This is a genomic window from Micromonospora sp. DT201 (genome assembly GCF_049841575.1).
GTDB lineage: Bacteria > Actinomycetota > Actinomycetes > Mycobacteriales > Micromonosporaceae > Micromonospora.
The window spans coordinates 236,894-263,704 of the sequence record NZ_JBNCKP010000003.1; the positions used below are offsets into that span (position 1 = coordinate 236,894).

Annotated in this window: 31 protein-coding genes and 1 pseudogene; 21 read left to right on the forward strand and 11 right to left on the reverse strand. The window is 71.4% G+C overall.

The genetic code is table 11. The features are described from left to right. The first annotated feature begins 19 nt into the window (after positions 1–19). Entirely contained in the window at positions 20–1,216 is a 1,197-nt protein-coding gene (locus ACLQ28_RS08075; RefSeq protein WP_425685814.1) for an acyl-CoA dehydrogenase family protein, read from the forward strand. 127 nt (positions 1,217–1,343) lie between these two features. Here ACLQ28_RS08075 and ACLQ28_RS08080 read toward each other — a convergent pair whose 3' ends face one another. Together ACLQ28_RS08080 and ACLQ28_RS08085 are read right to left on the reverse strand one after the other, a co-directional pair. Next, complete coding sequence (locus ACLQ28_RS08080; protein ID WP_425685565.1) at positions 1,344–1,751, reverse strand: CoA-binding protein; 408 nt, start codon at positions 1,749–1,751, stop codon at positions 1,344–1,346. Between the two features lie 25 nt (positions 1,752–1,776). Further along, positions 1,777–3,843 (reverse strand): intein-containing Rv2578c family radical SAM protein, encoded by a 2,067-nt coding sequence (locus ACLQ28_RS08085; RefSeq protein WP_425685566.1) that lies wholly within the window; start codon positions 3,841–3,843, stop codon positions 1,777–1,779. A 93-nt stretch (positions 3,844–3,936) separates the two neighbouring features. Between ACLQ28_RS08085 and ACLQ28_RS08090 the strand changes: the two genes are divergently transcribed. Next, a complete protein-coding gene (locus ACLQ28_RS08090; protein WP_425685815.1) occupies positions 3,937–4,356 on the forward strand; it encodes a thiol-disulfide oxidoreductase DCC family protein in 420 nt (139 codons plus the stop codon). On the opposite strand, the gene ACLQ28_RS08095 is transcribed toward ACLQ28_RS08090, so the two are convergent. The 3 genes from ACLQ28_RS08095 to trxA all read right to left on the reverse strand — a co-directional run bounded on the left by ACLQ28_RS08095 (position 4,320) and on the right by trxA (position 6,232). After that, entirely contained in the window at positions 4,320–5,279 is a 960-nt protein-coding gene (locus ACLQ28_RS08095) for an MFS transporter permease (RefSeq protein ID WP_425685567.1), read from the reverse strand. The genes ACLQ28_RS08090 and ACLQ28_RS08095 overlap by 37 nt on opposite strands. Continuing rightward, on the reverse strand, positions 5,276–5,716 hold the full coding sequence (locus ACLQ28_RS08100) for a hypothetical protein (RefSeq protein WP_425685568.1): 441 nt from the start codon (positions 5,714–5,716) through the stop codon (positions 5,276–5,278). The genes ACLQ28_RS08095 and ACLQ28_RS08100 overlap by 4 nt, the downstream gene beginning before the upstream one ends. A gap of 153 nt (positions 5,717–5,869) precedes the next feature. Then, entirely contained in the window at positions 5,870–6,232 is a 363-nt protein-coding gene (gene trxA, locus ACLQ28_RS08105; RefSeq protein ID WP_007455291.1) for a thioredoxin, read from the reverse strand. Between the two features lie 548 nt (positions 6,233–6,780). Between trxA and ACLQ28_RS08110 the strand changes: the two genes are divergently transcribed. From ACLQ28_RS08110 to ACLQ28_RS08160, 11 genes are all read left to right on the forward strand, one after another. After that, positions 6,781–7,311, forward strand: a complete 531-nt coding sequence (locus tag ACLQ28_RS08110; protein ID WP_425685569.1) for a MaoC family dehydratase — start codon at positions 6,781–6,783, stop codon at positions 7,309–7,311. A gap of 108 nt (positions 7,312–7,419) precedes the next feature. Then, positions 7,420–7,956 (forward strand): hypothetical protein, encoded by a 537-nt coding sequence (locus tag ACLQ28_RS08115; protein WP_425685570.1) that lies wholly within the window; start codon positions 7,420–7,422, stop codon positions 7,954–7,956. A gap of 229 nt (positions 7,957–8,185) precedes the next feature. Then, positions 8,186–8,809, forward strand: a complete 624-nt coding sequence (locus tag ACLQ28_RS08120) for a TrmH family RNA methyltransferase (protein ID WP_425685571.1) — start codon at positions 8,186–8,188, stop codon at positions 8,807–8,809. Positions 8,810–8,890: 81 nt separating this feature from the next. Next, positions 8,891–9,568: a DUF6758 family protein gene (locus ACLQ28_RS08125; protein ID WP_425685816.1), complete on the forward strand. Its 678-nt coding sequence runs from the start codon at positions 8,891–8,893 to the stop codon at positions 9,566–9,568. A 116-nt stretch (positions 9,569–9,684) separates the two neighbouring features. Further along, the gene (locus tag ACLQ28_RS08130; RefSeq protein WP_172862153.1) at positions 9,685–9,843 is read left to right on the forward strand and encodes a hypothetical protein; all 159 of its coding nucleotides are present in this window, start codon (positions 9,685–9,687) and stop codon (positions 9,841–9,843) included. A gap of 6 nt (positions 9,844–9,849) precedes the next feature. Beyond that, on the forward strand, positions 9,850–10,725 hold the full coding sequence (locus ACLQ28_RS08135) for a PH domain-containing protein (protein ID WP_425685572.1): 876 nt from the start codon (positions 9,850–9,852) through the stop codon (positions 10,723–10,725). A gap of 103 nt (positions 10,726–10,828) precedes the next feature. Next, the gene (locus tag ACLQ28_RS08140; RefSeq protein ID WP_425685573.1) at positions 10,829–11,563 is read left to right on the forward strand and encodes a SigE family RNA polymerase sigma factor; all 735 of its coding nucleotides are present in this window, start codon (positions 10,829–10,831) and stop codon (positions 11,561–11,563) included. After that, positions 11,560–12,819, forward strand: coding sequence for a hypothetical protein (locus ACLQ28_RS08145; RefSeq protein WP_425685574.1), 1,260 nt, complete (start codon positions 11,560–11,562; stop codon positions 12,817–12,819). The genes ACLQ28_RS08140 and ACLQ28_RS08145 overlap by 4 nt, the downstream gene beginning before the upstream one ends. A gap of 61 nt (positions 12,820–12,880) precedes the next feature. After that, positions 12,881–13,753 (forward strand): PHP domain-containing protein, encoded by an 873-nt coding sequence (locus tag ACLQ28_RS08150; RefSeq protein WP_425685575.1) that lies wholly within the window; start codon positions 12,881–12,883, stop codon positions 13,751–13,753. 40 nt (positions 13,754–13,793) lie between these two features. Next, a complete protein-coding gene (locus ACLQ28_RS08155; protein WP_425685576.1) occupies positions 13,794–14,408 on the forward strand; it encodes a MarC family protein in 615 nt (204 codons plus the stop codon). A gap of 14 nt (positions 14,409–14,422) precedes the next feature. Further along, positions 14,423–15,373 (forward strand): RecB family exonuclease, encoded by a 951-nt coding sequence (locus tag ACLQ28_RS08160; protein WP_425685577.1) that lies wholly within the window; start codon positions 14,423–14,425, stop codon positions 15,371–15,373. Positions 15,374–15,395: 22 nt separating this feature from the next. Here ACLQ28_RS08160 and ACLQ28_RS08165 read toward each other — a convergent pair whose 3' ends face one another. Beyond that, a complete protein-coding gene (locus tag ACLQ28_RS08165) occupies positions 15,396–16,259 on the reverse strand; it encodes an oxygenase MpaB family protein (RefSeq protein ID WP_425685578.1) in 864 nt (287 codons plus the stop codon). A gap of 59 nt (positions 16,260–16,318) precedes the next feature. Next, positions 16,319–16,747, reverse strand: a complete 429-nt coding sequence (locus ACLQ28_RS08170; RefSeq protein WP_425685579.1) for a Fur family transcriptional regulator — start codon at positions 16,745–16,747, stop codon at positions 16,319–16,321. A 202-nt stretch (positions 16,748–16,949) separates the two neighbouring features. Between ACLQ28_RS08170 and ACLQ28_RS08175 the strand changes: the two genes are divergently transcribed. After that, entirely contained in the window at positions 16,950–17,432 is a 483-nt protein-coding gene (locus ACLQ28_RS08175) for a DUF2231 domain-containing protein (RefSeq protein WP_425685817.1), read from the forward strand. A gap of 16 nt (positions 17,433–17,448) precedes the next feature. Here ACLQ28_RS08175 and ACLQ28_RS08180 read toward each other — a convergent pair whose 3' ends face one another. Next, positions 17,449–17,781 carry a hypothetical protein gene (locus ACLQ28_RS08180; RefSeq protein ID WP_425685580.1) on the reverse strand — a complete coding sequence of 111 codons (333 nt, stop codon included), beginning with the start codon at positions 17,779–17,781 and terminating at the stop codon, positions 17,449–17,451. A 104-nt stretch (positions 17,782–17,885) separates the two neighbouring features. On the opposite strand from ACLQ28_RS08180, the gene ACLQ28_RS08185 reads away from it, so the two are divergent. After that, the gene (locus tag ACLQ28_RS08185; protein WP_425685581.1) at positions 17,886–18,068 is read left to right on the forward strand and encodes a hypothetical protein; all 183 of its coding nucleotides are present in this window, start codon (positions 17,886–17,888) and stop codon (positions 18,066–18,068) included. 45 nt (positions 18,069–18,113) lie between these two features. Here the strand turns inward: ACLQ28_RS08185 and ACLQ28_RS08190 are convergent, their stop codons facing one another. Further along, the gene (locus tag ACLQ28_RS08190) at positions 18,114–18,707 is read right to left on the reverse strand and encodes a flagellar biosynthesis protein FlgA (protein WP_425685582.1); all 594 of its coding nucleotides are present in this window, start codon (positions 18,705–18,707) and stop codon (positions 18,114–18,116) included. Positions 18,708–19,006: 299 nt separating this feature from the next. On the opposite strand from ACLQ28_RS08190, the gene ACLQ28_RS08195 reads away from it, so the two are divergent. Next, positions 19,007–19,231, forward strand: a complete 225-nt coding sequence (locus ACLQ28_RS08195) for a hypothetical protein (RefSeq protein WP_425685838.1) — start codon at positions 19,007–19,009, stop codon at positions 19,229–19,231. Positions 19,232–19,293: 62 nt separating this feature from the next. On the opposite strand, the pseudogene ACLQ28_RS08200 reads toward ACLQ28_RS08195, so the two are convergent. Further along, a pseudogene (locus ACLQ28_RS08200) lies at positions 19,294–19,530 on the reverse strand (FmdB family zinc ribbon protein); the annotation flags it as partial. Continuing rightward, a complete protein-coding gene (locus ACLQ28_RS08205; RefSeq protein ID WP_425685583.1) occupies positions 19,448–20,125 on the reverse strand; it encodes a 5-formyltetrahydrofolate cyclo-ligase in 678 nt (225 codons plus the stop codon). The gene ACLQ28_RS08205 and the pseudogene ACLQ28_RS08200, both read right to left, overlap by 83 nt. An 85-nt stretch (positions 20,126–20,210) precedes the next feature. On the opposite strand from ACLQ28_RS08205, the gene ACLQ28_RS08210 reads away from it, so the two are divergent. From ACLQ28_RS08210 to ACLQ28_RS08230, 5 genes are all read left to right on the forward strand, one after another. Then, complete coding sequence (locus ACLQ28_RS08210) at positions 20,211–22,532, forward strand: diguanylate cyclase (RefSeq protein ID WP_425685584.1); 2,322 nt, start codon at positions 20,211–20,213, stop codon at positions 22,530–22,532. Positions 22,533–22,541: 9 nt separating this feature from the next. Continuing rightward, on the forward strand, positions 22,542–23,504 hold the full coding sequence (locus ACLQ28_RS08215) for a UTP--glucose-1-phosphate uridylyltransferase (RefSeq protein WP_425685585.1): 963 nt from the start codon (positions 22,542–22,544) through the stop codon (positions 23,502–23,504). Beyond that, on the forward strand, positions 23,501–24,814 hold the full coding sequence (gene glp / locus ACLQ28_RS08220) for a gephyrin-like molybdotransferase Glp (RefSeq protein WP_425685586.1): 1,314 nt from the start codon (positions 23,501–23,503) through the stop codon (positions 24,812–24,814). The genes ACLQ28_RS08215 and glp overlap by 4 nt, the downstream gene beginning before the upstream one ends. Before the next feature lie 112 nt (positions 24,815–24,926). Continuing rightward, a complete protein-coding gene (locus tag ACLQ28_RS08225; protein ID WP_425685587.1) occupies positions 24,927–25,577 on the forward strand; it encodes a GNAT family N-acetyltransferase in 651 nt (216 codons plus the stop codon). A gap of 177 nt (positions 25,578–25,754) precedes the next feature. Further along, positions 25,755–26,537 carry a hypothetical protein gene (locus ACLQ28_RS08230; protein ID WP_425685588.1) on the forward strand — a complete coding sequence of 261 codons (783 nt, stop codon included), beginning with the start codon at positions 25,755–25,757 and terminating at the stop codon, positions 26,535–26,537. Positions 26,538–26,811 lie beyond the last annotated feature (274 nt).

Sequence of the window (26,811 nt, forward strand, 5' to 3'; positions counted from 1 at the left end):
CGGATCCCCGGAGGCTGAGATGGCCCGACTCGCCCAGACGCCCGGCCTCACCGATGTGCAACGCTCGATCCTGGAGACCGTGCGGGAGTTCGCCGACAAGGAGATCATCCCGCACGCCCAGCGGCTGGAGCACGCCGACGAGTACCCCACCGACATCCTCGACGGGATGCGCGAGATGGGGCTCTTCGGCCTCACCATCGACGAGGAGTACGGCGGGCTCGGCGAGTCGCTGCTCACCTACGCGCTGGTGGTGGAGCAGCTGTCCCGGGGCTGGATGTCGATCTCCGGCATCGTCAACACCCACTTCATCGTGGCGTACCTGATCTCCCAGCACGGCTCCGCCGAGCAGAAGGCCCGCCTGCTGCCGAAGATGGCTGCTGGCGAGGTGCGTGGGGCGTTCTCCATGTCCGAGCCGGAGACCGGCTCCGACGTCTCAGCGATCAAGTCCCGGGCCGTCCGCGACGGCAACCGCTACGTGCTCAATGGGCAGAAGATGTGGCTGACCAACGGGGCGTACTCATCGGTGGTCGCCACCCTGGTCAAGACCGACACCGGCGCCGACTCGGTGTACGGCAACATGAGCACCTTCCTGCTGGAGAAGGAGCCGGGCTTCGGCGAGACCGCCCCCGGCCTCACCATCCCCGGCAAGATCGAAAAGATGGGCTACAAGGGCGTCGAGACCACCGAGATGGTGCTGGACGGCGTCACCGTGCCCGACTCGGCGATCCTCGGTGGCGCCGACAAGGTGGGCCGGGGCTTCTACCAGATGATGGACGGCATCGAGGTGGGCCGGGTCAACGTGGCCGCCCGCGCCTGCGGCATCTCCATTCGCGCCTTCGAGTTGGCGGTCAGCTACGCCCAGCAGCGCAAGACGTTCGGCCAGCCGCTCGCCAAGCATCAGGCGATCGCCTTCAAACTCGCGGAGATGGGCACGAAGATCGAGGCGGCGCACGCCCTAATGGTCAACGCCGCACGCCTCAAGGACGCCGGCCAGCGCAACGACGTCGAGGCCGGCATGGCCAAGCTGCTCGCCTCCGAGTACTGCGCTGAGGTCGTCCAGGAGGCGTTCCGCATCCACGGCGGCTACGGCTACTCCAAGGAGTACGAGATCGAGCGGCTGATGCGGGAAGCCCCGTTCCTGCTGATCGGCGAGGGCACCTCGGAGATCCAGAAGACCATCATCTCCAGAGGTCTGCTCAAGGAGTACAAGCTCTAACCCGCCCCCACCCCCGCGATCTTGCACTTACTGTCCCGGCATAACCGAAAAAAAGGTCAAAGGGGCAACCCAAAGCGCAAGATCGCGGGCCGCAAGATCGCGGGCCCCGGGGCGCGGGGCGCGGGGCTTACGGGAGGCGGGTTAGGTTTGCCGCCGCGCGTTCGACGATCAGGCAACGGTCTTCGACGTAGTCCATGCCGGCCTCCTTGGCGATCCGTCGGGCCTCGGCCGAGACGATGCCCAGTTGCAGCCAGACCGCCGGGGCCCCGATCGCTGCCGCGTCCCGAACCACCTGCACGGCGTCGGCTGCCGGCCGGAACACGTCCACCAGGTCGACCGGGTGCGGGATGTCGGCCAGCGTCTTGTACGCCCGTTCCCCGAACAGTTCGTCGACAGTCGGGTTGACCGGGATGATGCGCCAGCCGTATTGCTGCATTTGCAACGGCACGCCGTGCGCGGCCTTGAACGGGTCGCGGGACGCTCCCACGACGGCAATCACGGCGGAGTCGGCGAGGATCTGCTGAGCGGTACGCACCAGCCGACTGTAGCTCTGGACTCGGCTAGAGCAGCGTCAGCTGCTCGGCTGTTGACGGTGGCGGCGGCTCGGGCAGGCTGCGGTTGTCGCCCTGATCTGCGCGGTGCAGCCCGTGCCGGCGCGCGGCGATCCGGACCCGCGCGGTCAACTCCCGCTGGTACGCCTGCGGAGCGTAGGAGCCAGCCCGGTAGAGCTCGCGGTAGCGGGGCACGAGGTGCGGGTGCTCCCGGGCGATCCACTGCGCATACCACTCCCGAGCGCCGGAACGCAGGTGCAGGGGCAGTGCGGTCACGCTGGTCGCCCCAGCTGCGGCGATTGCCGACACGGTGGCGTCGATCGACTCGTCGCTGTCGCTCAGGCCGGGCAGGATCGGGGCCATCAGCACCCCCACGGAGAAGCCGGCGTCGGCCAGCGCCCGGACCGCGGCCAGCCGGCGGCGTGGGTGCGGAGTGCCCGGCTCGACGGAGCGCCAGAGCTGCTCGTCGACGAACCCCACCGAGAAGGAGATGCCAACCTTGGTCACCTCGGCGGCCTGGCGCAGCAGCGGCAGGTCCCGCAGGATCAGCGTGCCCTTGGTGAGGATTGAGAACGGGTTGGCGAAGTCCCGCAGAGCGCCGATGATCTGCGGCATCAGCCGGTAACGACCCTCGGCCCGCTGGTAGCAGTCGACGTTGGTGCCCATCGCCACGTGCGCGCCTCGCCATTTCGGCGCGGCCAACTCCCGCCGGACCAGCTCACCGGCGTTGACCTTGACGATCACCTTTCGGTCGAAGTCCGCACCGGCATCGAGGTCGAGATAGGTGTGCGTGTTTCGAGCGAAGCAGTTGTGACTGACCACGCCGTTGGCGATGAAGTCCCCGGTGCCGGTGGTGATGTCCCAGAGTGGCAGCTCCAGCCCGAGTGCCTGAATGCTCGCCACCCTGAGCGCACTCTGATGCTTCAGCGCCGCACCCTCGATCGACCGCTTGCGGGTGATGGCCGGGTCGGTCAGGTGAAAGAACCGGAGCCGTGCGGCCAGGCCGCCGGTCAACCTGACGGTCCGTACACGGTTTGGTAGGCCGCGGTCTTCTCGCACGCAGGCGAACCCGAAATGGCGCAGTGCTGCCGTCGTCTGGTCGAGGATGGCGTCGTCGCTGTTGCTGATGCGCAAGATTCCTTTGCTGCAACTGCCCTCGGCGTCGAAGATGCCTGCCAGGAAGCCGAGCCGCCAATCGTCGCTGGGGATGACGGGCCACCGGATGAGCTCGGTGATCAACTCGATGTCCCGTTGCTTCGAGGTGCCGATGGCCGACAGTGCCTGGCGTGTGGCGCTGGCCGGAGTGAATGAGAAGCGCTTCGTTTCGATGCCCTCATGGGCAAGGTAGCGCTCACTCCGACTCAACGCATCATCGTCGATCAGTGCCAGACGGAACCGATGCACGACCCCGTAGGAGTACGAGAAGGTGCCGAGATGCGCGTCCCCGCGGATCATGCCGCAGAGGTAGCCCCGGCGGTAGTCGGGTGACTCCTTGGGCCCGACGGCGAAACGGCCGGTGCCGATCAGGCGGTTGTTGGTGGTCAGGTAGGGGCGCCGGCTGCCACCCTGCATGGCTCCGGTGACGTACTTCCAGCCACGCTCGGAGAGGAAACGGTGGTCCCCGCTGGCGATGAGCGCCGTGCCGTCCTCCAGAGTGACCCGGTAGGCCGCCTTCGTGGTCGACCATTTGTCCAACACGGTGGTGACGACGTATCGCCGGTAGGGGCCGCGTCGCTCTGTCCCGTAGATGCGGTCGCCCGGCTCCAACTCGCTGATTGGCTTTGTGCGGCCGTCCGCCATCAGGATCGGGGTGTCTCCGCCCATGCAGTAAACGCACGCATGGGAACAGCCCCGGTACGGATTGATGGTCCACTCGAACGGGACACGGGACTGCCCGGGAACCCGGTTGAGGATGGACTTGGCCTGCACCTCGTAGAAGGTCATCCCGGCGAACTCGGGGGTGTCGAAGGTGCGGGCGACGGCGCCGGGCAGCGCCAGCGGCAGGGGTGGTGTCGCTGGCACTGCCCGCTCGGGGTCTCCCTCAACCGGGGGAGCGGTGAGGTTGTCCCAGCGCATGGGCACTATTCGAACACGCGTACGAGTCGAGTGCAAGTGACCCGCCGTACACCGGTGGTCGTCCGGGTGGTCGGAGAGTGGAGGATGGACACCATGGAGACGTCGACCTTCGTCTACGACGGGGACTGCGCGTTCTGCACGCGCTGCGCGGAGTTCATCGAGAGCCGCATCCCCACCGCCGCACGGGTGGTGCCGTGGCAGTTCACCGATCTGGAGGCGCTCGGCCTCACGACCGCCGAGTGCGAGGAGGCCGTGCAGTGGGTCGGCGCGGACGGCTCACGCGCCGCCGGGCCGGACGCCATCGCGAAGCTGCTCGCCGCGAGTGGTCCGCTCTGGCGGGTCGCCGGTGCTGGCCTGCGTTTTCCGCCGGTACGCGCCGCGGCCTGGCCGGTGTACCGCTTGGTGGCGCGCAACCGGCATCGCCTGCCCGGCGGCACGGCGGCTTGCTCTTTGCCGCAGGAGGCCCGGGAACGCCTCTACGGCCCGGCCGGTCGCCCGAGCGCCGGGGCCTGATCGCCGAGCGGCGCCGGTGTCGCACTGGCTCCGACCGGCTTCGGTGCCGCCTCGGGGTCCGTCGGGTCCCGGGTCGTGCCGGTCGACGCGTCGGGCGCGGGGCGGCCGATGAGCCGGCGGGCCCAGACCAGCGGGCGGACCCGCTCCAGCGGCAGGAAGCTGGTCAGCGCGGCCAGGTGGGGCGCGAACGAGATCGTGATGGTCGCGATGGTCACCGCGTGGAACGAGTAGAAGAAGCCGACCATGGCGAGCCGCCAGCGGGCCGGCAGCAGGAAGACCACCGGGCTGAGCAGCTCGAAGGCCACGATGCCGAACTGGGCGACGATCAGCAGGTACGGCACGTGGGCGATCAGGTCCGCAAGGTCGGTGCCGCGCCGGATGATCGCGCGGGCCAGGACCGAGCCGGTCAGCCAGTCCAGGCCGCCGAACCGCAGCTTTGCCCAGGCGGCCAGGAAGTACGTGCAGATCACCGCGATCTGGGTGACGCGCAGGGCCCAACCGCCGGCTTCGGTGCGGGTGGTGTCGCCGTGGCGGGCACGACCGGCGGTAGGCAGGACGGCCAGTGCGATGAGTAGCCCGAACCGGTCGTGGTCGACCTTCCCGTAGCTCATCGCGATGATCATCCACTCCAGGTACAGCGCGCAGACCGCCCAGCCGAGCAGTCGGGGCGCCCGACCGGTCGCGGCGAGGAGCGCGAGCAGCAGCAGTGCCCAGAAGATCACTGCCACCAGCGCCGGGGTCGGCGTCGGCAGCGGGAGCAGGCGGCCAATCAACAGCGGTTGGTAAAGATCGCCGGGCACGCTGACCCGGGTGCGTACCCAGGGGGTGAAGATCACCAGGTCGGCGGCGACGAAAAGGTAGATCAGGGTTCGGAACGCGGCCACCCGGCCTCGGGGCACGGCCTCGGTCAGCCAGCGGCTCATCGGGTTGCCTGCCAGCGGACTACCGTTTCATCGGTGTGTTCGCCGGTCGGTCGGCCGGCGCGGATGCCGTGCCAGCGGATGACGATGCGGACCTCGACCAGCGCGGCGGCGTCCGGGTGGCGTTCGGCGTACGCGTCGGCGACCTCGGTGAGCAGCGTCGGGTCGGCGGCGTAGCGGGCCTGCTGACCCTCGATCTCGGCGCGGCGGATGCCGGTGGCGTCCTGGCCGAGGTCGATCACGGCCCCGGAGCTGTCCACCCCCTCGACACGGGTGTCGGGCGCGGGTTCGTTCGGCGGGTTGGAGGTGGCGTACATCCGGAACGGGCCGAAAGGGAAGTCGTCGTCGCTGCCCCAGAGGGTGCCAGTCAGCAGCAGGACGAGACCGAGTGCGGTCGCGCCCAGCCGGGTCACGCGCCCGCGGGTGGTCAGGGTCTCCATCAGGTCGTGACGATACGGGATGTACCGGCTGAGCCAGGTCCCTCCGACGGCCAGTCCTGGCTGCCCAGGCGGATGATCATGTGAGCGCCCCCCGGATACGGCGAAGGCCGGGCCCGCGTCGGGCCCGGCCTCAGGTGCCGTCGTGGGGACGACTCAGTGGTTGTGCTCGGCCAGCTGCTTGCGGACGTCGTCCATGTCCAGCGCTTCGACCTGCTCGATCAGGTTCTCCAGCGCGGACTCGGGAAGGGCGCCCGGCTGGGCGAAGACGATGACGCCGTCGCGGATCGCCATGATCGTCGGGATCGACCGGATGTCGAACTTGGCGCCCAGCTCCTGCTGAGCCTCGGTGTCGACCTTGCCGAAGACGATGTTCTGGTGCTTCTCCGAGGAGCGCTCGTAGACCGGGGCGAACCGCTTGCACGGACCACACCAGTCGGCCCAGAAGTCGACCAGGACGATGCCGTCGTTGCCGGTCACCTCGTCGAAGTTCGTCGAGGTCAGCTCAACGGTTGCCATTGCACTCTCCGATCACCGCGGTTTATCTACGTCCCGTAGAACCAGGGCTGACCGTATCGAATTCCCGGGCGCTGGGGCACGAAACGTGCTCGGGGCTGCCAGGGGGCGTCGAGAGCCATCGACCCATGTCTGTTCATCCCGACCTGCGCATCGCAAATGCATGACGCACTTGCGTGACCTGCGGTAATGGGAGCGTTTCCAGGGAGATCAACCCGATCGAGCTATACGAATCGGTAACTTGGCCCTTGACAAGGAGGTATCCGGCCTGCGGAGATCGCTGATCAACCTTCGTCTCGTCACTCAGAGTAGTGTTACAAAATGATAAATGTGACCTCGGTCTCTGTTGAACCTACGCTGCCGTAAGGCAGAATTCTCGGCATCAGAGCGTGGGCGGCGGGTGCCGGGGAGGGCCCCGCCGCTCATTGCGTCTCCCCCCGCGCGAGTGGCCGGTGTGACATTTCCGCCGCCGTCACTCCCGGCCGGTTTCCTTAACCACCGGTAAGGCATGCTGTGCCGAACTCCATCGCCCTCCGTCGAAGGGGACCAGGATGCAGTTCGGCCGCTACTACGAGGAGTTCGAGGTCGGCGCGGTCTACCGGCACTGGCCGGGCAAGACCGTCACCGAGTACGACGACCACCTCTTCTGCCTGCTCACCATGAACCACCACCCGCTGCACATGGACGCGCACTACGCCGCTACCGCCAGCCAGTTCAAGCGCAACGTCGTGGTCGGCAACTACATCTACTCACTGCTGCTCGGCATGTCGGTGCCCGATGTGAGTGGGAAGGCGATCGCCAACCTGGAGGTCGAGTCGCTGCGGCACGTCGCGCCAACCTTCCACGGCGACACCATCTACGGCGAGACCACCGTGCTGGACAAGCGTGAGTCCGGCTCCAAGCCCGACCGGGGCGTGGTGTCGGTCCAGACCCGCGGCTACAACCAGGACGGCACGATGGTCTGCGTCTTCCGGCGCAAGGTCATGGTCCCCAAACAGGAGTACGCGGCCAGCGCCGTGCCCGACGGGGTGGATCCGGAGCGGCCCAGCTTCCCCGAGCCGCGCCTTCCCGAGCCGCGCTGAGCATCGCGGCGGGTCGACCGCCGTCGGCCTCTGGCCTCTTTGGTCTCTGGGCCTCTTCCCCCAGCGGGTTCTGCTGAGGAAGGGGCCCTGTAGCCGTTTTCGGGGCATATGCTGGCGCCGGAGGTTCCGATGAGCCACTCCGTCGCCGGAGAGCCGTCCTCTGCCGGTCGCCGAGCCGCACCCTTGACCACCGCTGTCTACTCCGCCACCGAGTGGGACCTGCTCATCAGCCTGCCCGGTCGGGTCCTCGTCGCCGCCGCAGCTCCCGGCCCTGGCCGCCCGGAACGGGGGGTCATGGCGGGTCTCGCCGGCCTGGATGCCGTGGCCGCAGGCCGAGCCTTCGACAGCGATCTGGTCCGCGCGGTGGTCGCCGCGATCTACGCCCGCCACGACGGCACCCCGCCACCCGCCGAGCGGCTCACCGATCTGGTGGACCTGCTGGCCGCCTGCCGGGCGGTGTGCCGGGTCCTGGGGCGGCGCGCCGACCCGGCGGACTCGGCCGCGTACCGCCAGTGGGTGCAGTCGGTCGCGGCCCGGGTCTGTCGCGCGGTGCCCAGCCCCGGCGGACGCCGGGTGGACCAGCCGGCCACCCCAGCGGACCGGCGCTTCCTGGACCGACTCGGTGCCGCGCTCGGGTTGGGCTGACCCTCGTCTGGCGTTGACCAACCGGCCCGCCGCCCCCGCCTGGCGTTGATCGACTCCATTTCGCCGAGGTGGCGGCATCCGCCGTCCGGGATACCCCCAGATCGGCGACCTGGAGTGGATCAACGCGCCGGGGGCGCGAAGCGCGCCACGCCTGGCGTTGATCGGCCTGCCCGCCGCCCGGCAGGCCGCGGTGACGAGCGCCAGCAACGGTCCGTACGCTCTGATGACCGTGACCGACGACCAGCTTGAGGTGGGCGTGGGCCCCTGGCCGGGGGACCCACCGGACGACCCTCGTTACGACCCGGAGTTGCTGGCGGAGGGGGACCGGCGCAATGTCGTCGACCGCTACCGCTACTGGCGGCACGAGGCGATCGTCGCCGACCTGGACCGGCACCGGCATGGCTTCCACGTCGCGATCGAAAACTGGCAGCACGACTTCAACATCGGCACGGTGGTCCGCAACGCCAATGCGTTCAACGCCGCCGAGGTGCACATCGTCGGACGGCGTCGGTGGAACCGGCGCGGCGCCATGGTGACCGATCGCTACCAGCACGTGCGGCACCACGAGACGATCGAGGAGTTCGTCGCCTGGGCGGTGAAGCAGGGGCTGCCGGTGTTCGGCATCGACAACCTGCCCGGGTCGCGTCCGCTGGAGACCGGCGCCCTGCCCCGGGACTGCGTGCTGCTGTTCGGCCAGGAAGGGCCCGGACTCTCCGCGCCGGCCCGCGCCGCCTGCGACCAGCTCTACTCCATCGCCCAGTACGGCTCGACGAGATCGATCAACGCGGGCGTGGCCAGCGGCATCGCGATGCACGCCTGGATTCGTGCCCACGCCGGCGCGCCGCCGGACTGAGCCACGCCCGGACACCCGAATCGGACGTTCCGGCTTGACGTGCCGGCGGTTCGGGGTGACGGTGGGGATGTGAGTGTCGCGGTGAGTTGTCCGAGATGCGGGGGCCCGGTACGGGCGCCGGATCTGATGCACACCGACTCGAGGTGTCTGCGCTGCGGCCCGGTGCCGCCCCTACACGTCCCCGAGCACATCGGAGCGGAGATCGTGGCGAGCGTGGTCGAGCGGATCACCGCGACGGCGGATCCGCCGGTGACCCCGTTGTGGTGCCCGTGGCCGCTGCCGCCCGGCTGGACTCTCACCGGCGTGGCGTACGCCGGCGACGACCGGACGGGTGTACGGGCGACCGCGGTGGCCTGCGCGGGCCCGGCGCCACTCGGCGGTGGTCCGGCCGATCTGGTCTTCGTGGCCGAGGAGCCGGGCGTCGGCCTGGGCACCCGGCTCGCCGGTCTGGCCGGCCCGGATCCGGGACCGGAGCTGGCCGAGGCGCTGACCGACCCGGGGCCGGGCCACCCCGACCACATCGGGCAGGCCAGGATCAGGGTCGGCGGGCACCCTACTCCACTGTGGTTGGTGAATTCTCCGAACGATCGAAGCGCGTACGCCGGCGAAGCTCGGGGAATGTGGCTCCATGCGATAGCCTGGCCGGCGAGTGCGGGTCACCTGCTCGCGGAAGAAGTCGTGTTACACGACCTGACCGAGTGGACTCCGCCCGAGCTCGTGTACGGCGCACCGTCCCCGTACCTATCCGGGAGAGTTTGACAATCCTCCCGGATTGACGGAAGGCGGACGCAGATATTCACTGTACGACACCAAACTGATACTCTGGGTGCCGCTGCGGTAATGGGACCCGGCGCCGCGCGAGAGGATGGCCCGCCATGGTCAAGAAGGTCCTCACCTGGGCCGGAATCGCATTCTTGATCTTCTTCGTCGCCTACCGGCCAAACTCGGCGGCGGATGTGTTCAAGTCGCTCGGCGGCGGGGTCATGGACATCGCCCAAGGGTTTGGCGACTTCTTCACCAGCCTCGTCGCTTAGCCACCGATGGGCAGCCCCTCCGGTCCACCCTTTGACCCGGACGACCCCGACCGGGAGCGTCGCGAGCGTGACACCGAGCCGATCCCGCGGATCGGGCCTGATGACGGCCCGGGCTACGGGGCCGGGCCCGGCCTGTCCGACGGTCCGTCCCTTTCGGACGACGTCGGCTATGGCGACGGGCCCGGCTATGCCGGCCAGGGCCGTTCGGGTCGGGCCTGGATCCGTGATCCAGAGGCCGGCTACCAGCAGCCGCAGATCTCCGAGGACGAGCTGGCCGGGTTGCGTGCTGACGCGACCGGCTCGGCTCCTCGGCGAGTGCTGCCACTGGAAGACGAGCCCAGCTCGCTGGTTGCCCGCTACCTCTTCCCCACCGAGCGCTACCGGGGTGAGTGGAAGCGGCACTGGATCCACCTCACCAACCCGCTTCTCATCGGCGTCGCGGCGACCTTCGTGCTCGGCTACCTCTCCGGCTTCCTCGCCGGACAGGCCGTCGGCGCGCTGACCACCATCGCCGTGCTGCTCTGGTTCGCGGTCATGGGCTGGGTGGCGTGGAAAGTCGCCGACTGGTGGTATGACCGTTTCATCCTGACCAACAAGCGGGTCATGGTGGTCAACGGCATCGTCACCCGCAAGGTGGCGATGATGCCGCTGGTCCGGGTCACCGACATGAAATACGAGCAGACGCCGACTGGTCGAGCGCTCAACTACGGCACGTTCGTGCTGGAGTCCGCCGGCCAGGAGCAGGCGCTCCGCGAGATCAAGAATCTGCCCAACCCGAACGAGCTCTACCTGCGTGTGGTCGAAGAAATGTACGAGCCGCAGGCGGTCGAGGCGCGGCTCGGCAAGGAGGCCGACGAGGCCAAGGCCGACGACGGGGCGTGAAGGTTTTCGACCGAACATCGGAGCAAGTGCGCACCTTTCGTCATGGACCGGAACGCCTCTGACGTGGCACCCTGCCAGCACGACTGGGGCGTGGAGGTGGGCGGTGGCGAGCAAGGACCCGTTGGAGGAGCAGTTCCGCGAGTTCGTCGCGGCCCGCTCCGCCGCGCTCCTACGCACCGCTTACCTGCTCAGCGGCGACTGGGCCACGGCCGAGGATCTGCTCCAGACGGCGCTGACCAAGACCTACCTCGCATGGAAGCGGCTCGGCGGGATCGAGGCCGTCGAGCCGTACGCCCGACGCGTCATGGTCAACACGTCGACGAGTTGGTGGCGGCGGCGCTGGCACGGTGAACGCCCCACCGAGGTGCTGCCTGAGCGGGCCGGTGTCGACGAGATCGAGCAGCAACTTGACCGTGATCTGCTCTGGCGGCACCTCAGGGAGTTGCCCCACCGGCAGCGGGCGGTGTTGGTGCTGCGTTACTACGAGGACATGTCGGAGGCGCAGACCGCTGCGATGCTGGACATCTCACCGGGAACGGTGAAGAGCCAGTCGTCCCGAGCGCTGGCCACGCTGCGCCGGCGGATGGGCGCCGACGCACCGGACCTGGCCCCCGCAGCCGGCACTGCCGGTCGGTCGGTCTCAGCCGGCACTGCCGGTCGGTCGGCCCCAGCCAGCGGTGCCGCCGCGTCGCTGCGATCCCGACAGGCGGCGGCCCGACCCACTCCCCGCCCGGCCACCCCCCGCTCGGCCACTCCGGGACCGATCGGCCCGCAGGTCGTGCTGCCCACCGCCCCGGCGGCCGTGCCCGTCGGCACCGGCTCCGGGGAGCAGCAGTGAACGGAATCCCAGGCCGGCCCGACAACCTGAGGGACGGCCCTCGGCGTTCATACCAGGTGCGGTCGGACGAGCTGGAAGGTGCGGTGCGGGAAACCCTCTCGCGCCAGGTAGCCCTTGCCCGCCCACAGGGCGTCGACCCGGCGGGCCAAGCCATCCGCCGGGCGAACCGGATCCGGCGTCGACGCACCGCAGCCGGCCTCGCCTTCGCGGCGGCCGCCACCGTGCTGCTCAGCGCGGGCATGGCCCAGCTCGGTGCCGATACCGGGCGGGACGGGGCACCCATCGTGGTGATCGGTGACCCGGACCCGTCACTCCGGCCGATCCCGACGGCCAGCATCCCAGGACCCGACCCCTCGCCCGGAGAATCCGCGGGCATGCTCGCGAGCGAGACGCTGGTCAGCGCCGACGGACGGCGGCTGGTGCTGCCCGACGTCGGGCCGGCCGAACGCGCCCAGCTCCTGCCCAACGGCGACGGTTGGCTGTTGGTCAGCACGCCAACCACCGCCGGTCGCTCCCTCTGGGTGGTGCAGAACGACGGCTTGGTGCAGGTGCTGCTGGCCGGGGCAGGCCCGATCGTCCTGGCACCGAACAGCCGCCAGGTCGCCTGGCGGGACGGCAGCGACCTGCTGGTGGCGGGGGTGGTCGGCACCCAGCTCATCGGGGCGGCACGCACCCCGGCGCCCGCAGAGGCGGAACCCGTCGGGTTCGTCGGAGACAGCGTGCTGGTCCGACTCGACCCGGCCAACGCCGGTCATACCCTGTGGCGGCCCGCTGCCGGGGAGCTGCCCGAGGCCGTCGGTCAGCAGACGCTCAACGTCTACGGAGGGCTGCCCGATGGGCGGCTCGTCGGCCAGCTCGCCACGACCGACCCGGGCAGGACCTGCCTGGCCGTGCTCGACCCGACGCACCTGTCTCCGACACAGACCGGCTGCGGCCCGGACCTCGACCAGGACGGAGTCGGCGGGATCTCCACGGACGGGCGGTGGCTGCTGGTGAACGGGCAGGTTGGCAAGGCCAGCCGGGCCCTGCTGGTCGACCTCTGGCGGCTCGGGCCGAGCACGGCCGCCATTTCGGCCGGCCCGCCGATGACCGGCGCGATCGTCTGGAGCAACGAGTCCCACGCCTCCTACCTCGACGGCACCGGAAATCTGGTCCGGGTCGACGTCGGCCGTGTGCGGGCAGGCAAGCCTGCCAGCCCCGCGCCGGTGCCCGGCGTACCAGCCGGAGACCGGCCAGTCCTGGTGACCGGCTTCTGACCGGCGCGGTCGGGGTGACCTCCGCGAGCCGGGCTCGGGTGTCGCTCGGTAGCGTCGGACGGTGACCTCGCGTACCGGCTCCGCCCCGCGGATCGACCTGCACACCCATTCGACGGCCAGCGACGGCACGCTGACCCCGGCCGAGTTGGTTGGCGCTGCCTCCAAGGCGGGGCTGGACGTGCTCGCGATCACCGACCACGACACCACTGCCGGCTGGGCTCCGGCCGTGGACGCGTTGCCGCCGGGGCTACGCCTGATCAGGGGCGCGGAGTTGTCCTGTCGCTGGTCCGGCATGCGGCCGGCGGTGCCGCTGCACCTGCTGGCGTACCTGTTCGACCCGGACCACCCGGAACTGGTTGCCGAGCTGGCCCGGGTGCGGGCCGCCCGGGAAGAGCGCGGCGAACGGATCGTCGCGCTGCTGCGCGCCGACGGCATCGACGTGAGCTGGCCGGACATCCTGGTCGGTGCGGGCGGCGGCACCGTGGGCCGCCCGCACATCGCACAGGCGCTGATCCGGGCCGGCCTGGTCGGCAGCACCCGGGAGGCCTTCGGCCCGGACTGGCTTGGCGAGCGGTACCGGCTGCCCAAGGACGACATCGACGTGTTCCGGGCGATCCGGCTGGTCCGGGCGGCCGGCGGCGTGCCGGTCTTCGCCCATCCCCGGGCCACCCGGCGTGGGCGGGTGGTGCCCGACGAGCTGATCGCCGAGCTGGCCGCCGCCGGGCTGGCCGGGCTTGAGGCCGACCACGAGGACCACAGCCCGGCTGAGCGGGAGCACGTACGGGGGCTCGCCGCCCAGTGGGGCCTGTTCGTCACCGGCTCCTCGGACTTCCACGGCACCCACAAGACCGTCCAGCTCGGAGATTTCAGCACCAGCGTCGAGGCGTACGAGCGGATCGTCGCCGAAGGGGTGACCGAGGTCGCTTCCGGCTGATCCCAGTTTCACCCGATCGCGGCACGGATAGGTTGATCACGTGGATCTGAAGTTGTTCGGTGAGGTTTTCGTGACCCTGCTGGTGATCACTGACCCGCCGGGCATGGTGCCGATCTTCCTGGCGTTGACCGGCCCGCTGCCCGCCCGCGACCGTAATCGGGCGGCCTGGCAGGCCGTCACCCTGGCCCTGGGCGTGATCGTGGTCTTCGCGGTGGCGGGGCAGACCCTGCTGGACTACCTGCACGTGGACCTGCCGGCGTTGCAGGCGGCCGGTGGGCTGTTGCTCGTGCTCGTCGCCCTGGAGTTGCTGACCGGTAAGACCGACGGCCCGAGCTCGGACGCCACCTCGAACATCGCGCTGGTTCCGCTCGGCACGCCGCTGCTGGCCGGCCCGGGCGCCATCGTGGCGACCATGCTCTTCGTCCAGCAGGCCGACGGGTTGGGCGACTACACCGCCATCGCCGTGGCGATCCTCGCCGTGATGCTCGCGGTCTGGATCGTCCTCCGCTTCTCCGGCGGCATCGTGAAGATCCTGCGTCCCGGGGGGATCGAGGTGCTGACCCGGATCGCCGGCCTGCTGCTGGCCGCGATCGCCGTGCAGCTCATCGCCGACGCGGTGTTCGCCTTCGTCACGCAGTACGTCAACATGACCTGACCGGCACACCCACGATGTCGGAGGCGGATGGCAGGATCGCAGGCGTGCGACGATCCTCCTCAGCGGGACGGCCTGCGGCCGGCGGCCGGGCCCCCCAACAGCGCGCTGGCGGCGCCGAGCAGCTCGGCTTCGAGGGCATGCCGGAGCGCCTGTTCGTCTGCACACCGAGCAAACTCGGCGCGTATGCGGACTGCCCACGCCGCTACCGCTACTCCTACGTCGACCGGCCGGCCCCGCCCAAGGGCCCGCCGTGGGCGCACAACTCGCTCGGCGCCAGCGTGCACACCGCCCTGAAAAACTGGTATGCGTTGCCCGCCGACCGGCGCCGCCCCGAGGCGTTGACCACCCTGCTCAAGGCCACCTGGGTCCGTGAGGGTTACCGCGATGGCGAGCAGGAGCGGGCCGCCTACCGGCGGGCGTTGGGCTGGTTGGAGGCGTACGTCGAGACGCTGGAGCCCGATGCGGACCCGCTCGGCGTGGAGCGGGTGGTGGCGGTCAAGACCGCCGTGCTGGCGTTCAACGGCCGAGCCGACCGGATCGACTCGCGGCCCGGGCCGGAAGGGCCGGAGCTGGTCATCGTCGACTACAAGACCGGCCGCACCGGGCTGGACACCGACGACGCCCGGGGCTCGCAGGCGTTGGCGCTCTACGCGTATGCCGCCGAGCGGGTGTTCCGCCGACCGTGCCGTCGGGTGGAGCTGCACCACCTACCGACCGGCACGGTCGCCGGTCACGACCACACCGCCGAGTCGCTGGCGCGACAGTTGACCCGCGCCGAGGAGACGGCCCGCGACATCATGACCGCCGAACGGGCCGTCGCGGACGGCGCCGACGCGGACGAGGCGTTCCCGGTGGCACCCGGCCCGCGCTGTGGCTGGTGCGACTTTCGGCGGCACTGCCCGACCGGCGCCCAGATGCCGGGCAAGGAGCCGTGGGCGGCCATGGACCGGCCCGCTGACGGGTGACCCTCGGGGCGCAAGAGACAGGTCAGCCGGCCAGCGGGGCAGCGGTGTGGCGGGCGGCCCGTTCCTTGGCCGCCTGGATCAACGGCCCCTCCAGATAGCGACGGGGGACGGCAGCGAACGCGAGCCGCAGTGCGCGCACGGTCAGTTCCGCCGACAGAGCGGTGGTGGGCAGACCGAGCCCGCCGTACATGCGGCGCGCCCAGGCCGGCAGCAGTGCGAGCGCGGTGCCGGCGATCCCCAGGTATGCCCAGCGCGGGGGGCCGAGCGTGAGCCCCAACCGGGCCGGCAGGCTCAGCTTCCACGGCAGTGGTGGGGCAGTGAGGAAGAGCGCCGTCTCGGCGGCCTCCCGGGTCATCCGCAACTGTGGCCGTACGACGCGGTAGTACTCGGCGACTTCGGCAGCGGTGCCGGGGACAGTGGCCGGGTCCAAGCCGACCAGAGCGGCAGACCGGCGCTGCTCGGTGTAATAGCCGTCCACCTCGTCGTCGGTGAGCGGCAGCCCGGCACGCCGGGCCGTGCTGAGGAACGACTCGACCTCGGTGACGTGCACCCAGCGCAGCAGGTCCGGATCGTCGATCCGAAACTCCAGGCCGGTCGCTGGGTCGGTGGCCCGCAGTCGGGCGTGCAGCCGGCGCAGCCGGGCCCCGGCGGCTTCCGCCTCTGCGGTGGTCCCGTAGACGGTGGTCGCCACGTAGGTGCTGGTGCGGACCAGGCGACCCCAGGCGTCGGTGCGGTAGTTGCTGTTCTGCGCGACCCCGGCCATCGCCCGCGGGTGCAACGCCTGGAGGTAGAGCGAGCGCAGGCCGGCGACGATCAGGATCGGCTCCTCGTGCACCTTCCACGTGACCGAACCCGGACCGAAGAGGCCGAGGTCATCGGAGTCCACCGCCCAAGCGTGCCACGGCCGGGCCGACCCCGTCGCCCACGTGCCGCCTGTGCCGCCGGTCAGACGTCGGCCGAGCGGCGGGCCCGGCAGCTCGGGCAGAGGCCCCAGAAGGTCACTTCCGCCTCGTCCACCTCGAACCCGTGCGCGACGTTCGGCTCCAGGCACGGCGCGCTGCCCACCGCGCAGTCGATGTCGGCGATCTCGCCGCAGCCCCGGCAGACCACGTGGTGGTGGTTGTCGCCCACGCGCGCCTCGTAGCGGGCGGGACCGCCGGCCGGCTCGATCCGGCGGGACAGCCCGGCCCGGGACAGCGCACCCAGCACGTCGTAGATCGCCTGGGTGGAGACCGAGTCGAGGCGTTCACGGACGCGCCGGGTGATCTCATCGACCTCCAGGTGGCCGCCGCCGGCCAGCACGTCGAGCACCGCGAGGCGCGGCCGCGTGACACGCAAGCCCTTCGATCTCAGCTGCTCCTCGGCACCGGACATTGGCCAATGACAGCACGCCCGACCAGCCTCGACAACCGTCGCCCGGTCCGGGTGGCCACCGACACAGCCGGGAAGGTGGAAGGTACGGCTCACCACGGTGAACCCGATCGAGGCGGCGTGCGTGTGTCCGGTCGAGAGCCGGGGGATGTCCCGCGGACCGTACGCTGACCAACCCCTGACCATGATCCACCTGGAGGGTTCGATGTTCGAGGAGATCCTGGGTCTACCGGTACACGTCCTGGTGGTCCACGCGGTCGTCGTGTTCGTGCCGCTGCTGGTGGTGCTGGCCATCGCGTACGTGGGACTGCCGCGGTGGCGGAACCGGCTGGCCTGGGCCCTGGGCATCCTCGCCGTGGCCGCGCCGGTGACAGCCTTCGTCGCAGTCAAGTCGGGTGAGGCGTTCACCGATGCGCTGGTCGCCCGAGGTTTCCAGGGCCAGATCCTCGACCAGATCTTCGAGCACTCCCGCTACGGCGACATCCTGTTCCGCATCGTGGTGCCGCTCGGGATCGTGGCCATCCTGCTGCTGGTGGCGACAAGTGGGCACCGCCGGGTGCCCCGGCTTCCGGCGCTGGTTACCCCGGTGCTGGCGGTGGCGGTCGTGGCGCTGTCCATTGCCGCTCTGGTCTACGTCTACCTGACCGGCCACACCGGCGCCGAGGCCGTCTGGGGCACCACCCTCTGACCTGCGGTCCAGTGCGTCAGAAGATGATCCGCGAGCAGAGCAGGCAGACCACGACCACCAGCACCACGCCGGCCGCCGCGCCGAAGCCATAGGTCACTCGCTGCGATTGCTGCTCGGCCACGTCCAGGCCGGCCATGTCCTGCGGCGGCAGCCGTCGCGGCGGTGCCGGCTGCTGATGTACGGGTGGACGCCAACCGGTCGGCGGCGGCACGCTCGGCGGCGGGCCAGCGTAACCGCTCGCGGGTGTGGTCATGGGCGCGGCGGGGGGAAGGTCTGCCGCTGCCTCGTCACCGGTGCCGGGCCGTCGCCAGTAGTCGTCCGGGGTGCTGCCACCGCTGGGGGTCGTCACGCCGTCCGACGCTACCAACGCCGTCGGCGGCCCGTTCGTTTCTGGCCGGCGTGCCACCGTCGGCGACCGGTCCGCTGCCGTCGGCTGCGCTAGTCTTGCCGCTCGTGAGCACCATGGACCCCGGCACGCAGGGCGCGCGCGGCGATGAAGACCGCACCGTCGACCTGAGCGAAGACTTCGTGGTGCTGCCGGAGCAGACCTCCGACGACACCGACCGTGGCTGGGGCGAGCGGACGGGCGGCAACGACGACTGGCTGCTCGCCGAACGCCCTCCGCACTGGGACTGACGCAGACTTCCCGGCCACTCGCCGCCAAGTGGTGGGGTTTCGCGCTCAGCCGCGGACGACGATGGCGAATCGGGTGCCCTCCGGGAGCCCGACGGCGCGTTGCGCCTGGTCGGGGCGGAGCGCCAGATAGAGCGCCGAGGACCCGTCGGTCGCGTCGGCACCCAGCACGTCCAGCACCAGCGCTGTGGGAGCGAGCAGCGTCGCCTCGGTGCCCGCCCCACCCGGCGCCGCCGAGAGCAGGTCCACCCGGGCTCCGGGGCGGACCACCGCAAGCGCGGCCGGCTCGGCCAACCGGATCGGCAACCCGACAGTGCCGCTGGGCAGCGGAAGCGGGCTCGTCGGGCTGCCTCCGGTGGTCGGGCCGGTTGCGGGTGGCCCGGCCGTGTCGCTGCCGTCGGTGGAGCCTCCCCCGTCGGGGTTCGTCGGCCCGACCTCGCCGATCTGTGTGGTCGTGCCGTCCGCTCCTGCCGGTGCGCCGGAGGGCGCGGTGATCGGTGGGCAGGCGGTCGGAGTGTGCAGAACGGCGGCGGCCAGGCCGAGCAGCGTGGCGACCAGGCCGGCTCGGAGCAGGGTGCGCCCGCCGGGCAGGTTGAGCCGGCGCAACGGACGTAACGCCCGCGCGGAGTCTGGATCGCCCATCGCCACTGCCGCCCTCCCGTCCACCGGGTGTCGCAGCGACACCCGGTGGCGGCAGGTTAGGCCGTTCCGGCCGGTGGTGGCCGGCCGCCACCGGTGCCTGTGGAAAACCGGCTGGCCTGTGGACAACGCCCGCCAGCCGGCTCCAGCTGCTATGGCACCGACGATGATCGGCTGGAGATCGGGGAACGTGGACTGTCCGGCCATGCGGAACAGGCCGCCATCCGCGAACTGAGTGGATCAAGGCCCGACCTGGCGCGGTCGGGCGGACGCGTCAGGACGAGGAACTGGCTGCCGGAGCCTTGCCGCCGCTCGACCCACCCGACGAGGAGGACCCCGACGAGGACGACGAGCCCGAGGACGACGAGCCCGAGGACGACGACCCCGAGGACGACGAGCCTGCGGAGGAGGAACCGGACGACGAAGACCCCGAGCCCTCACCAGAGGACGACTCGGACTTCGCCGGCTTGCTGGACGTGCCGCCAGCCGTGGTCTCCGAGCCGGACGCCCGCGAGTCGGTGCGGTAGAAGCCCGAGCCCTTGAAGACGATGCCGACCGAGTTGAAGACCTTGCGCAGCCGCCCCTGACACGCCGGGCACTCGGTCAGCGGCTCGTCAGAGAAGGACTGCACCGCCTCGAGCTGGTGACCGCACGTGGTGCAGGCGTACTGGTACGTGGGCACGTTCTCCTCCGGATCTGGCTCAGCCAGTTGGCACTCGACGTATTCGAGTGCCAATGGTGCGTCATTCGCCCCGGGTTCGTCCAGCGGACGTGTGGGGCGCGACACCGTGCGCCGCACCCGGGCCGGCGTCAAGCGTACGCACACCGCCGGCGGGGGTGACGACCGCGCGGACAAGGCGGTCGTGCGGCTCCGCTGGCAGCGCTTCGACCAGCTCGCCGTCGTGCAGCGGCACCACCGTCAGCGTCGCCTCGGACACTCGGGCGAGTGCCCGGTCGTACGAGCCGCCGCCACGTCCGAGCCGCCGACCGAGGCGGTCGACCGCGACAGCCGGTACGACCACCAGCTGCGCGTCTGCCACCGCGGCCACCCCGAGACGGGCACCAGCCGGCTCTCGGATACCCCGACCCGCCGCGATCAAGGCTCCCGGCCCGGTATATGCCGCCCAGTCCAGATCCAGGTCGGGAAGGAGCACCGGCAGCAGCAACTCGGCGTCGACCGGCAATGCCGCCCGCAGCACCTCCGGCAGGTCAGCGCCGCCCGGTTCGGAGCCGACCGGCACGTACGCCGTCATCCGGCGCGGGTGCAGCCGGCGTACGAGCGCAACCAGCTCGGCCTGCACGCGCCCGGCAGCGACGGCCCGGGTGGAGCCGCTCAGCGACCGGCGGCGGGCGAGCAGCTCGGTACGCGTCTCCCGCTTCGCCGCACGGGCCACTTCCGCTTCATCAGAAAAATCCGCCACGCAACACTCCTGACGCAACGCCTCTACCACGGTTGCTCTGTGTCAGCATCGCAAGCAACGGAGGCGGAACTTCCGGGGGGACCGAGTGACGCTACGCGGGCGGTTGACAGCAGCCTTCCTCGTAGTGGTGCTCGGGCCGGTCCTGCTCGGCGCGCTCTTCGTCGCCTCCACCGTCAGCGCCGTCGACCGCAGCCGCTCCACCGAGCGCCTGGCGGTGGCGGCGTCCACCGTGCGTACCTCGGTCGACGCGCTCTGCCAGCAGCTACGCGCCACCGCCGACGCCGTGGCCCTCACCGCCGATCCGGCCGTCGCCGCCGCCCAACTGGTCGGCCGTGGCCTGGCCGCCGCAGTGCTGATCACCGACATGACCGGCCAGATCACCTACGTCTCGCCCGGGGCGCCGTCCACCCCGTGGCGGGGCTGCTCCAGCTCGACCACGGGTTCGGCCAGCCCGGTCCGAGCGTTGGCGGCCCAGGTCGACCTGCGCGACCGCGCCGGTGCCCTGAAGGGCACGGTGACCGCAGCGGAGCTGGTCGACCCGGCTTTCGTGGCCCGGCTGGCGGCGGTGACGGGAGTGGCGGTCACCCTGCTCGACAGCGGAGCGAGCGCCGCTCGGGTCACCCACACGACCGAGTCCCGCGACGTACGCGACGCGGTGCTGGCCGCCGCCAGCGCCGTCGATGGCGAGCAGGTCACCGAAACGAACGAGGGCCGGTACGTGCGGAGGATCGGGCCGTCCGACGCGCAGCCGTTGCCACTGGTGGTCTCCGTGCCCAGCGAGCGGCCACCGGGGCTGCACGCCACGCTGGTCGTGGTGGTCGTGGTGGCCGGTTTGCTCGCCGTGCTGACCGCCTGGCGGCTGGCCCGGGTGACCACACGACCGCTGGCGGAGTTGGCCGGTGCCGTCGACCGGGTGGCCCACGGCGACCTGACCGCCCGCGTGCCGGTGCGCAGCCGTGACGAGCTGGGCCGGCTGGCCGCCGCGTTCAACCGGATGACCCGGGAGACCGGGTCCTACGTCGCGGCACTGACCAGCAACCGGGACCAGCTCCGCGGTCACCTGGCGGTGCTCGGTGACACCCTGGCCAGCACGCACGACCTGCAACGCATCCTGCGGGTGATTCTGCACAGCGCCATCGGCGCCACCGGCGCGCGCGCCGGCGCGGTGCTGCTGGTGGAGACCGGCGGCGTGCTCGTCGCCCAGTGCACCGAGGGGTTGGACGGGCGCTGGCCGGACGGGGACGCGGCCGGAGCGCAGACGTTCCGGGTGCCCGTGGGTGTCGGCGTCGTCGGCGCCGTCGCCGCCACCGGAGAACCGCAGCGGGGGAGGGCCGAGCCGACCGAGGCCTCGCCGGTCGAGCCGCGCTGCCGCACGTACGTCGCGGTCCCGTTCGCCGCCCCGGGTGGCACCGCCGCGGCGACCCTCAGCGGGGCTTCCGGGCCGCCCGACGAGGCCGGCGTGGCGGCGGCGCTCGGTGTGCTGGCCCTCTACGACCGGTTGGGCGCCGACGAGTTCGACGACGACGACCTGGAAACCCTGCGCACCTTCGCCGGGCATGCGGCGGTGGCGGTCGACAACGTCCGGGTGCACGAGGAGGCGCAACGGCTCTCTCTCACCGACCCGCTCACCGGGCTGTGGAACTACCGCTACCTGCGCGAGTCGATCCGGCGGGAGGTGGAACGGGCCAGCCGCTTCGGGCGGATGCTCAGCGTCCTCGCCCTGGACCTCGACCGGTTCAAGGACGTCAACGACACGTACGGGCACGCCGCCGGGGACACCGTGCTTGCCGAGTTCGCCCGGCGGATGCGTGCGGAGATCCGTGAGGTCGACCTGGCCTTCCGGCAGGGCGGTGAGGAATTCGTGCTGCTGCTGCCGGAGACCGACGCGCGGGGAGCGGCGATCGTGGCCGACCGACTCGGCGCGGCAGTCCGTGAGACACCGATCGCCGTCGAGGCGTACGCCGGGCCCGTCGTGGTGACCGTTTCGGTGGGCATCGCCGTCTACCCGGACAACGGCAGCACCGGACGGGAGGTGCTCGAAGCCGCCGACGACGCCCTCTACGCGGCCAAGGCCGCCGGCCGCGACACGTACCGGGTCGCCGAGGTGCGCCCCGCCGTGACGACCCGGGAGATACCGGTGCTCGCGGGTGCCGTGAGCCCACCCGACGGGCTGCCGCGCGCCGGCCAGCCCGTGCAGGCCACCCGGGAGCCGGGCGGGCACGCCCGGTCGGAGCCGGCTGTGGGCGTACCGGAAGGGGCGCCTGCGCACGCACGGCCCGACCCGGCCAGCGAGCCGGCGGACATCGACGCGGACGCGGCCCGGGCCGGCCCGGACGCCGCGCGGCCGGGGCCGGGTGGCGGCGCGTCTTCTGGGCCACACCCGCCGCGGCAGAGCCGTGGCCGATAGTCTCGCGGCATGTCGGAGCACTCAGCGAACCCCTCATCGACGGTCGCCGCAACTGGCCGTCCCCTGGCGGTCAAGGCCGTCATCCCGGCCGCCGGACTGGCCACCCGGTTCCTGCCGGCCACCAAGGCGGTGCCCAAGGAGTTGCTTCCAGTCGTGGACCGGCCGGTCTTGCAATACATCGTCGAGGAGGCCACCCAGGCCGGCATCGGTGACGTGTTGCTGATCACCGGTCGGGGTAAGACGTCGATGGTGGACCACTTCGACCGTCGCCCCGACCTGGAGGCCAGGCTGGAGCAGAAGGGCGACGCCGAGCGGCTGGCCGCAGTGCGTCGGCCCAGCGAGCTGGCCGAGATCTACACCGTGCGGCAGCCCGAGCAGCTCGGGCTCGGCCACGCGGTCGGGTACGCCGAGTCGCACGTCGGCGACCAACCCTTCGCGGTGCTGCTCGGCGACGAGTTCGTCAAGCCGTCGGAGCCGTTGCTGCCGGCGATGCTGGAGCTGCAGGCCCGCACCGGCGGTGTGGTGCTCGCCTTCTTCGAGGTCGACCCGGCCGAGACCAAGCGGTACGGCATCGCCTCCGTCGAGCCCGCCGAGTCGGAGCTGACCGACATCGGCGAGGTCGTCCGGGTGACCGGGATGGTGGAGAAGCCGCAGCCCGAGGACGCTCCGAGCAACCTCGCGGTGCTCGGCCGATACGTGCTGCCGGGCAAGATCTTCGACGCGATCCGGCGCACCAAGCCGGGCAGCGGCGGCGAGATCCAGCTGACCGACGCGATGGAATTGCTGCGCACCGAGGGCACTCCGGTGCACGCGATCGTCTACCGGGGCACCCGTTACGACACCGGCATGCCGCTGGGTTACCTGCAGACGGTGGTGCAGATCGCCGCCGAGCGCGAAGACCTGGGCACCGAGTTCCGGTCCTGGCTGGCCGACTTCGTCAAGGCCGACGCGGCGGGCGGATCTGGTACATGACCGCGACGGCCGACGCCGAGGCGGCCGCGAACGAGTTGACGCCGCTCGCCGACTACCTGGGCAGCGTGCTGCGCAGGTTGCGCGCGCTGCCGCCACTCGACCTCGATCTCACCCAGGCGCACGGCAACGTCCTCGCCGAGGACGTCGTCGCGCCGCACGCCTTCCCGGCCTTCGACCAGGCGGCCGTGGACGGCTACGCCGCCCGCTGGGAGGACATTTCCGGAGGGGGCCGGGGCCCGAGCTACGTCCCGGCCCCCTCCGGCATGCCCGGCGGCCGGACCATCCGGCTCAACGTGGTCGGCGATCTCGGCGCGGCGAGCTGGCGGCCGGTCCGGCTCACCCCCGGTTCGTGCTTCTCGGTGGCCGCCGGGGCGCCGCTGCCGGTCGCCGCGGACGTGGTGGTCCCGGTGGAGTGGACCGACCAGGGCATGGCCGCGGTCGAGATCTTCCGCACCCCCAAACGGGGGTACGGGGTACGCCGAGCCGGTGAGGAGCTGCCCGCCGGCACTCTGCTCGCCCGGGCCGGCACGTACGTCTCCCCGGCCCTGGTCGCGGTCTTCGCCGCCACCGGTATCGGGCACGTGGTGGTCCGGCCCAGTCCACGGGTGGTCATCGTGGCCACCGGCGACGAACTGGTCGACGTGGGCCGGGGCAGTCAGCCGGGGCAGGTGGTGGACGCGAACTCGCACGCGTTGACGGCCGCCGCCGCCGAGGTGGGCGCACTGGCGTACCGGGTGGGAATCTGCGACGACGACCCGGAGGGGCTGCGCGGGTTGTTGGAGGACCAGACCCTGCGCGCCGACCTGATCATCACCACCGGAGGCACCGGCACCGGCCCCGGGGACATGGTCCGCCGGATTCTGTCCCGCCGCGAGGGCAGCCGCGCCGGGCCGGTCACGTTCACCGACGTGGCGCTCTATCCCGGCACCGCGCTCGGGTTCGGCACGGTCGGCGCCGAGGAGGTGCCGGTGGTCTGCCTGCCCGGCGACCCGGGCGCGGCGTTGATCGGTTTCGAGGTGCTGGCCCGCCCCGCCATCCAACTGCTCGCCGGCGCCGAGCCGGTGTTCCGACCCAGCGTGCGGGCGCACCTGCTGGAGACCGTTTCGTCCCCGGCGGGGCTGCGCGAGTTCCGACCCGCGCACGTCGCCGAGCGGCGCGGTGGCGGGTACACGGTGCAGCCGCTCAGCGGTGGGCCGTTCACCCTCTCCGGGTTGGCCGAGGCCAACGGACTGCTGGTGCTCGGTGAGCGGGTCACCACCGCCGCCGCCGGTTCCACCGTTGACGTCCTGCTCATGGACCGCCGTCGGTGACGATGTTCCGGTCGGCCCGCTCGCGGTCTGCGTCAGGTGGTCGTCGGATGGGTGTGCTGAACGCGGTGGGTCCACTTGCGCGCGACACGGCCCCGCGCGGGAGACTGTGCGGGTGAGCCTTTTCGGACCCGCGCGGGCACCGGGCTGGCCGGTGGAGTTGACGGATGGCCCGGTGTTGCTGCGGCCCTACCGGCGCTCCGACGCTGCGGCGTGGTCGGAGGTGCGGCGGACCAATCGGGCTTGGCTGGCACCCTGGGAGTCGTCGCTGCCCGGCGGCTGGGACGAGCTGAACTCACCGGCCGCGTTCCGTTGGGTGCACCGTGACCAGCAGCGCTCGGCCCGCGAGGGTGAGGGCATGCCGTTCGCGGTCTGCCTACGCGAGGCCAACCGGCACCGGCTGGTCGGGCACATCAACGTGGGCAGCATCGTGCGGCGGGCGCTCTGCTCCGGCTATGTCGGCTACTGGGTGGACGCCCGGGTCGCCGGCCAGGGTGTGATCCCGACGGCGCTCGCCCTCGCCGTGGACCACGCGTTCGGCCCAGGCGGGCTGCACCGGGTGGAGGTCAACATCCGTCCGGAGAACCGGCCGTCTCGGCGGGTGGTGGAGAAGTTGGGCTTTCGCGAGGAGTCGTACCACGTGCGCTACATGCACATCGACGGCGCGTGGCGGGACCACATCGGATACGCGATGACGAGCGAGGAGATCGCTGCCGAGGGTGGCCTACTGGCCCGCTGGCATCGGGTACGCGCCACCGCCCGGTGAGCCGTCCCACGGACGGGATCGGCGCGGCGCGGCGGCATCCCGGTCGGCGCGCCGTAACCTCAAGTAACTGCAAGCTACGGCAAGCGCTCCCCGGCCGGACTATCCACGCACCCAGGCACGATCGGTGGAAGATCCTGCGGTCGGGTGGCGGTTGCTTCGAATTCGGTGACGGGAGGGGTGAGGGTGCCGACCTCGGTGCTCCTCGCCGTCCTCGCCGCCGCCGGCCTGCTCGCCCTGGCCCCGGCACTGGTTCGCCGGTACGACGCCACCGAGCGGCTGGTGGCGGAGCGGGCGCAGTCGACGGCGCGGGTGCTCCAGCGCCATCGGCGGCGCCGCACTGTGCCGGGACGGCGACCCGTCCACCCCCCACGTTCACTGATCGTCACCCTTAGCGAGGACGCGAATACCGGAGAGTTGACCGCTCCGGTCTCCGCACCCCCGGCCGGTCGCCGCTCCGGCCGGCTGCGCGCCGTGCCATCCGCACCGAAGCGGTCCCGCCGTCGCCCGCCACCCCACCGGCAGCACACCCCCGCCGTGTACCGGCGCCGCCGAGTGCTCGCCGCCCTGTTGCTGCTCAACGTCGTCGAGTTGATCGGCGTGCTGTTCGTCAGCCCCGGCTTCTGGATCGGCTTCTCGGTCACCTTCCTGCTCCTGGCCGCGTACGTCGTCCACCTGCGCGGTCAGGCCCTCGCCGCGCGTCGACGCCGCCGCGCGCGGGCCCGCGAGGCGGCCTGGCTGGCAGCGCGCCAGGCCGAGGTGCGCCGGGAGCAGGCCCGCCGGGCTGCGGCCCGCCGAGAAGCCCAGCGCCGCCTGGCCGCCCAGCGCGAGGGGGTACGCCGAGCCGCCATGGGCCTGGACCGACCTGGCGACCTGCCGGCGGCCGTCAACGGTGGCTCGGTGTCGTACCGACGGTCGGGCGGGCTGCGCGGGCGCCCCTACGAGGCCGGCCGAGGCGCCTGACCGCCCAGGGAGGCCCCGGCCCGCTGGCCGGCGTGCTCTCCGTGCCCGGCGGGGTCTTGGGTTGGCGTGCTCTCCGTGCCCGGCGGGGTCTTGGGTTGGCGTGCTCTCCGTGCCCGGCGGGGTCTTGGGTTGGCGTGCTTCCGTGCCGGGCGGATCGCGGGTTGGTGTGCCTCCGTGCGCGGCTTGTCTTGAGTTGGCGTGTTTCCGTGCGTGGCGGGCGCTGGGTTGGCGCGTTTTCGGGGCCTCGGCGGGTTGATCCACTCCAGGTCGCCGA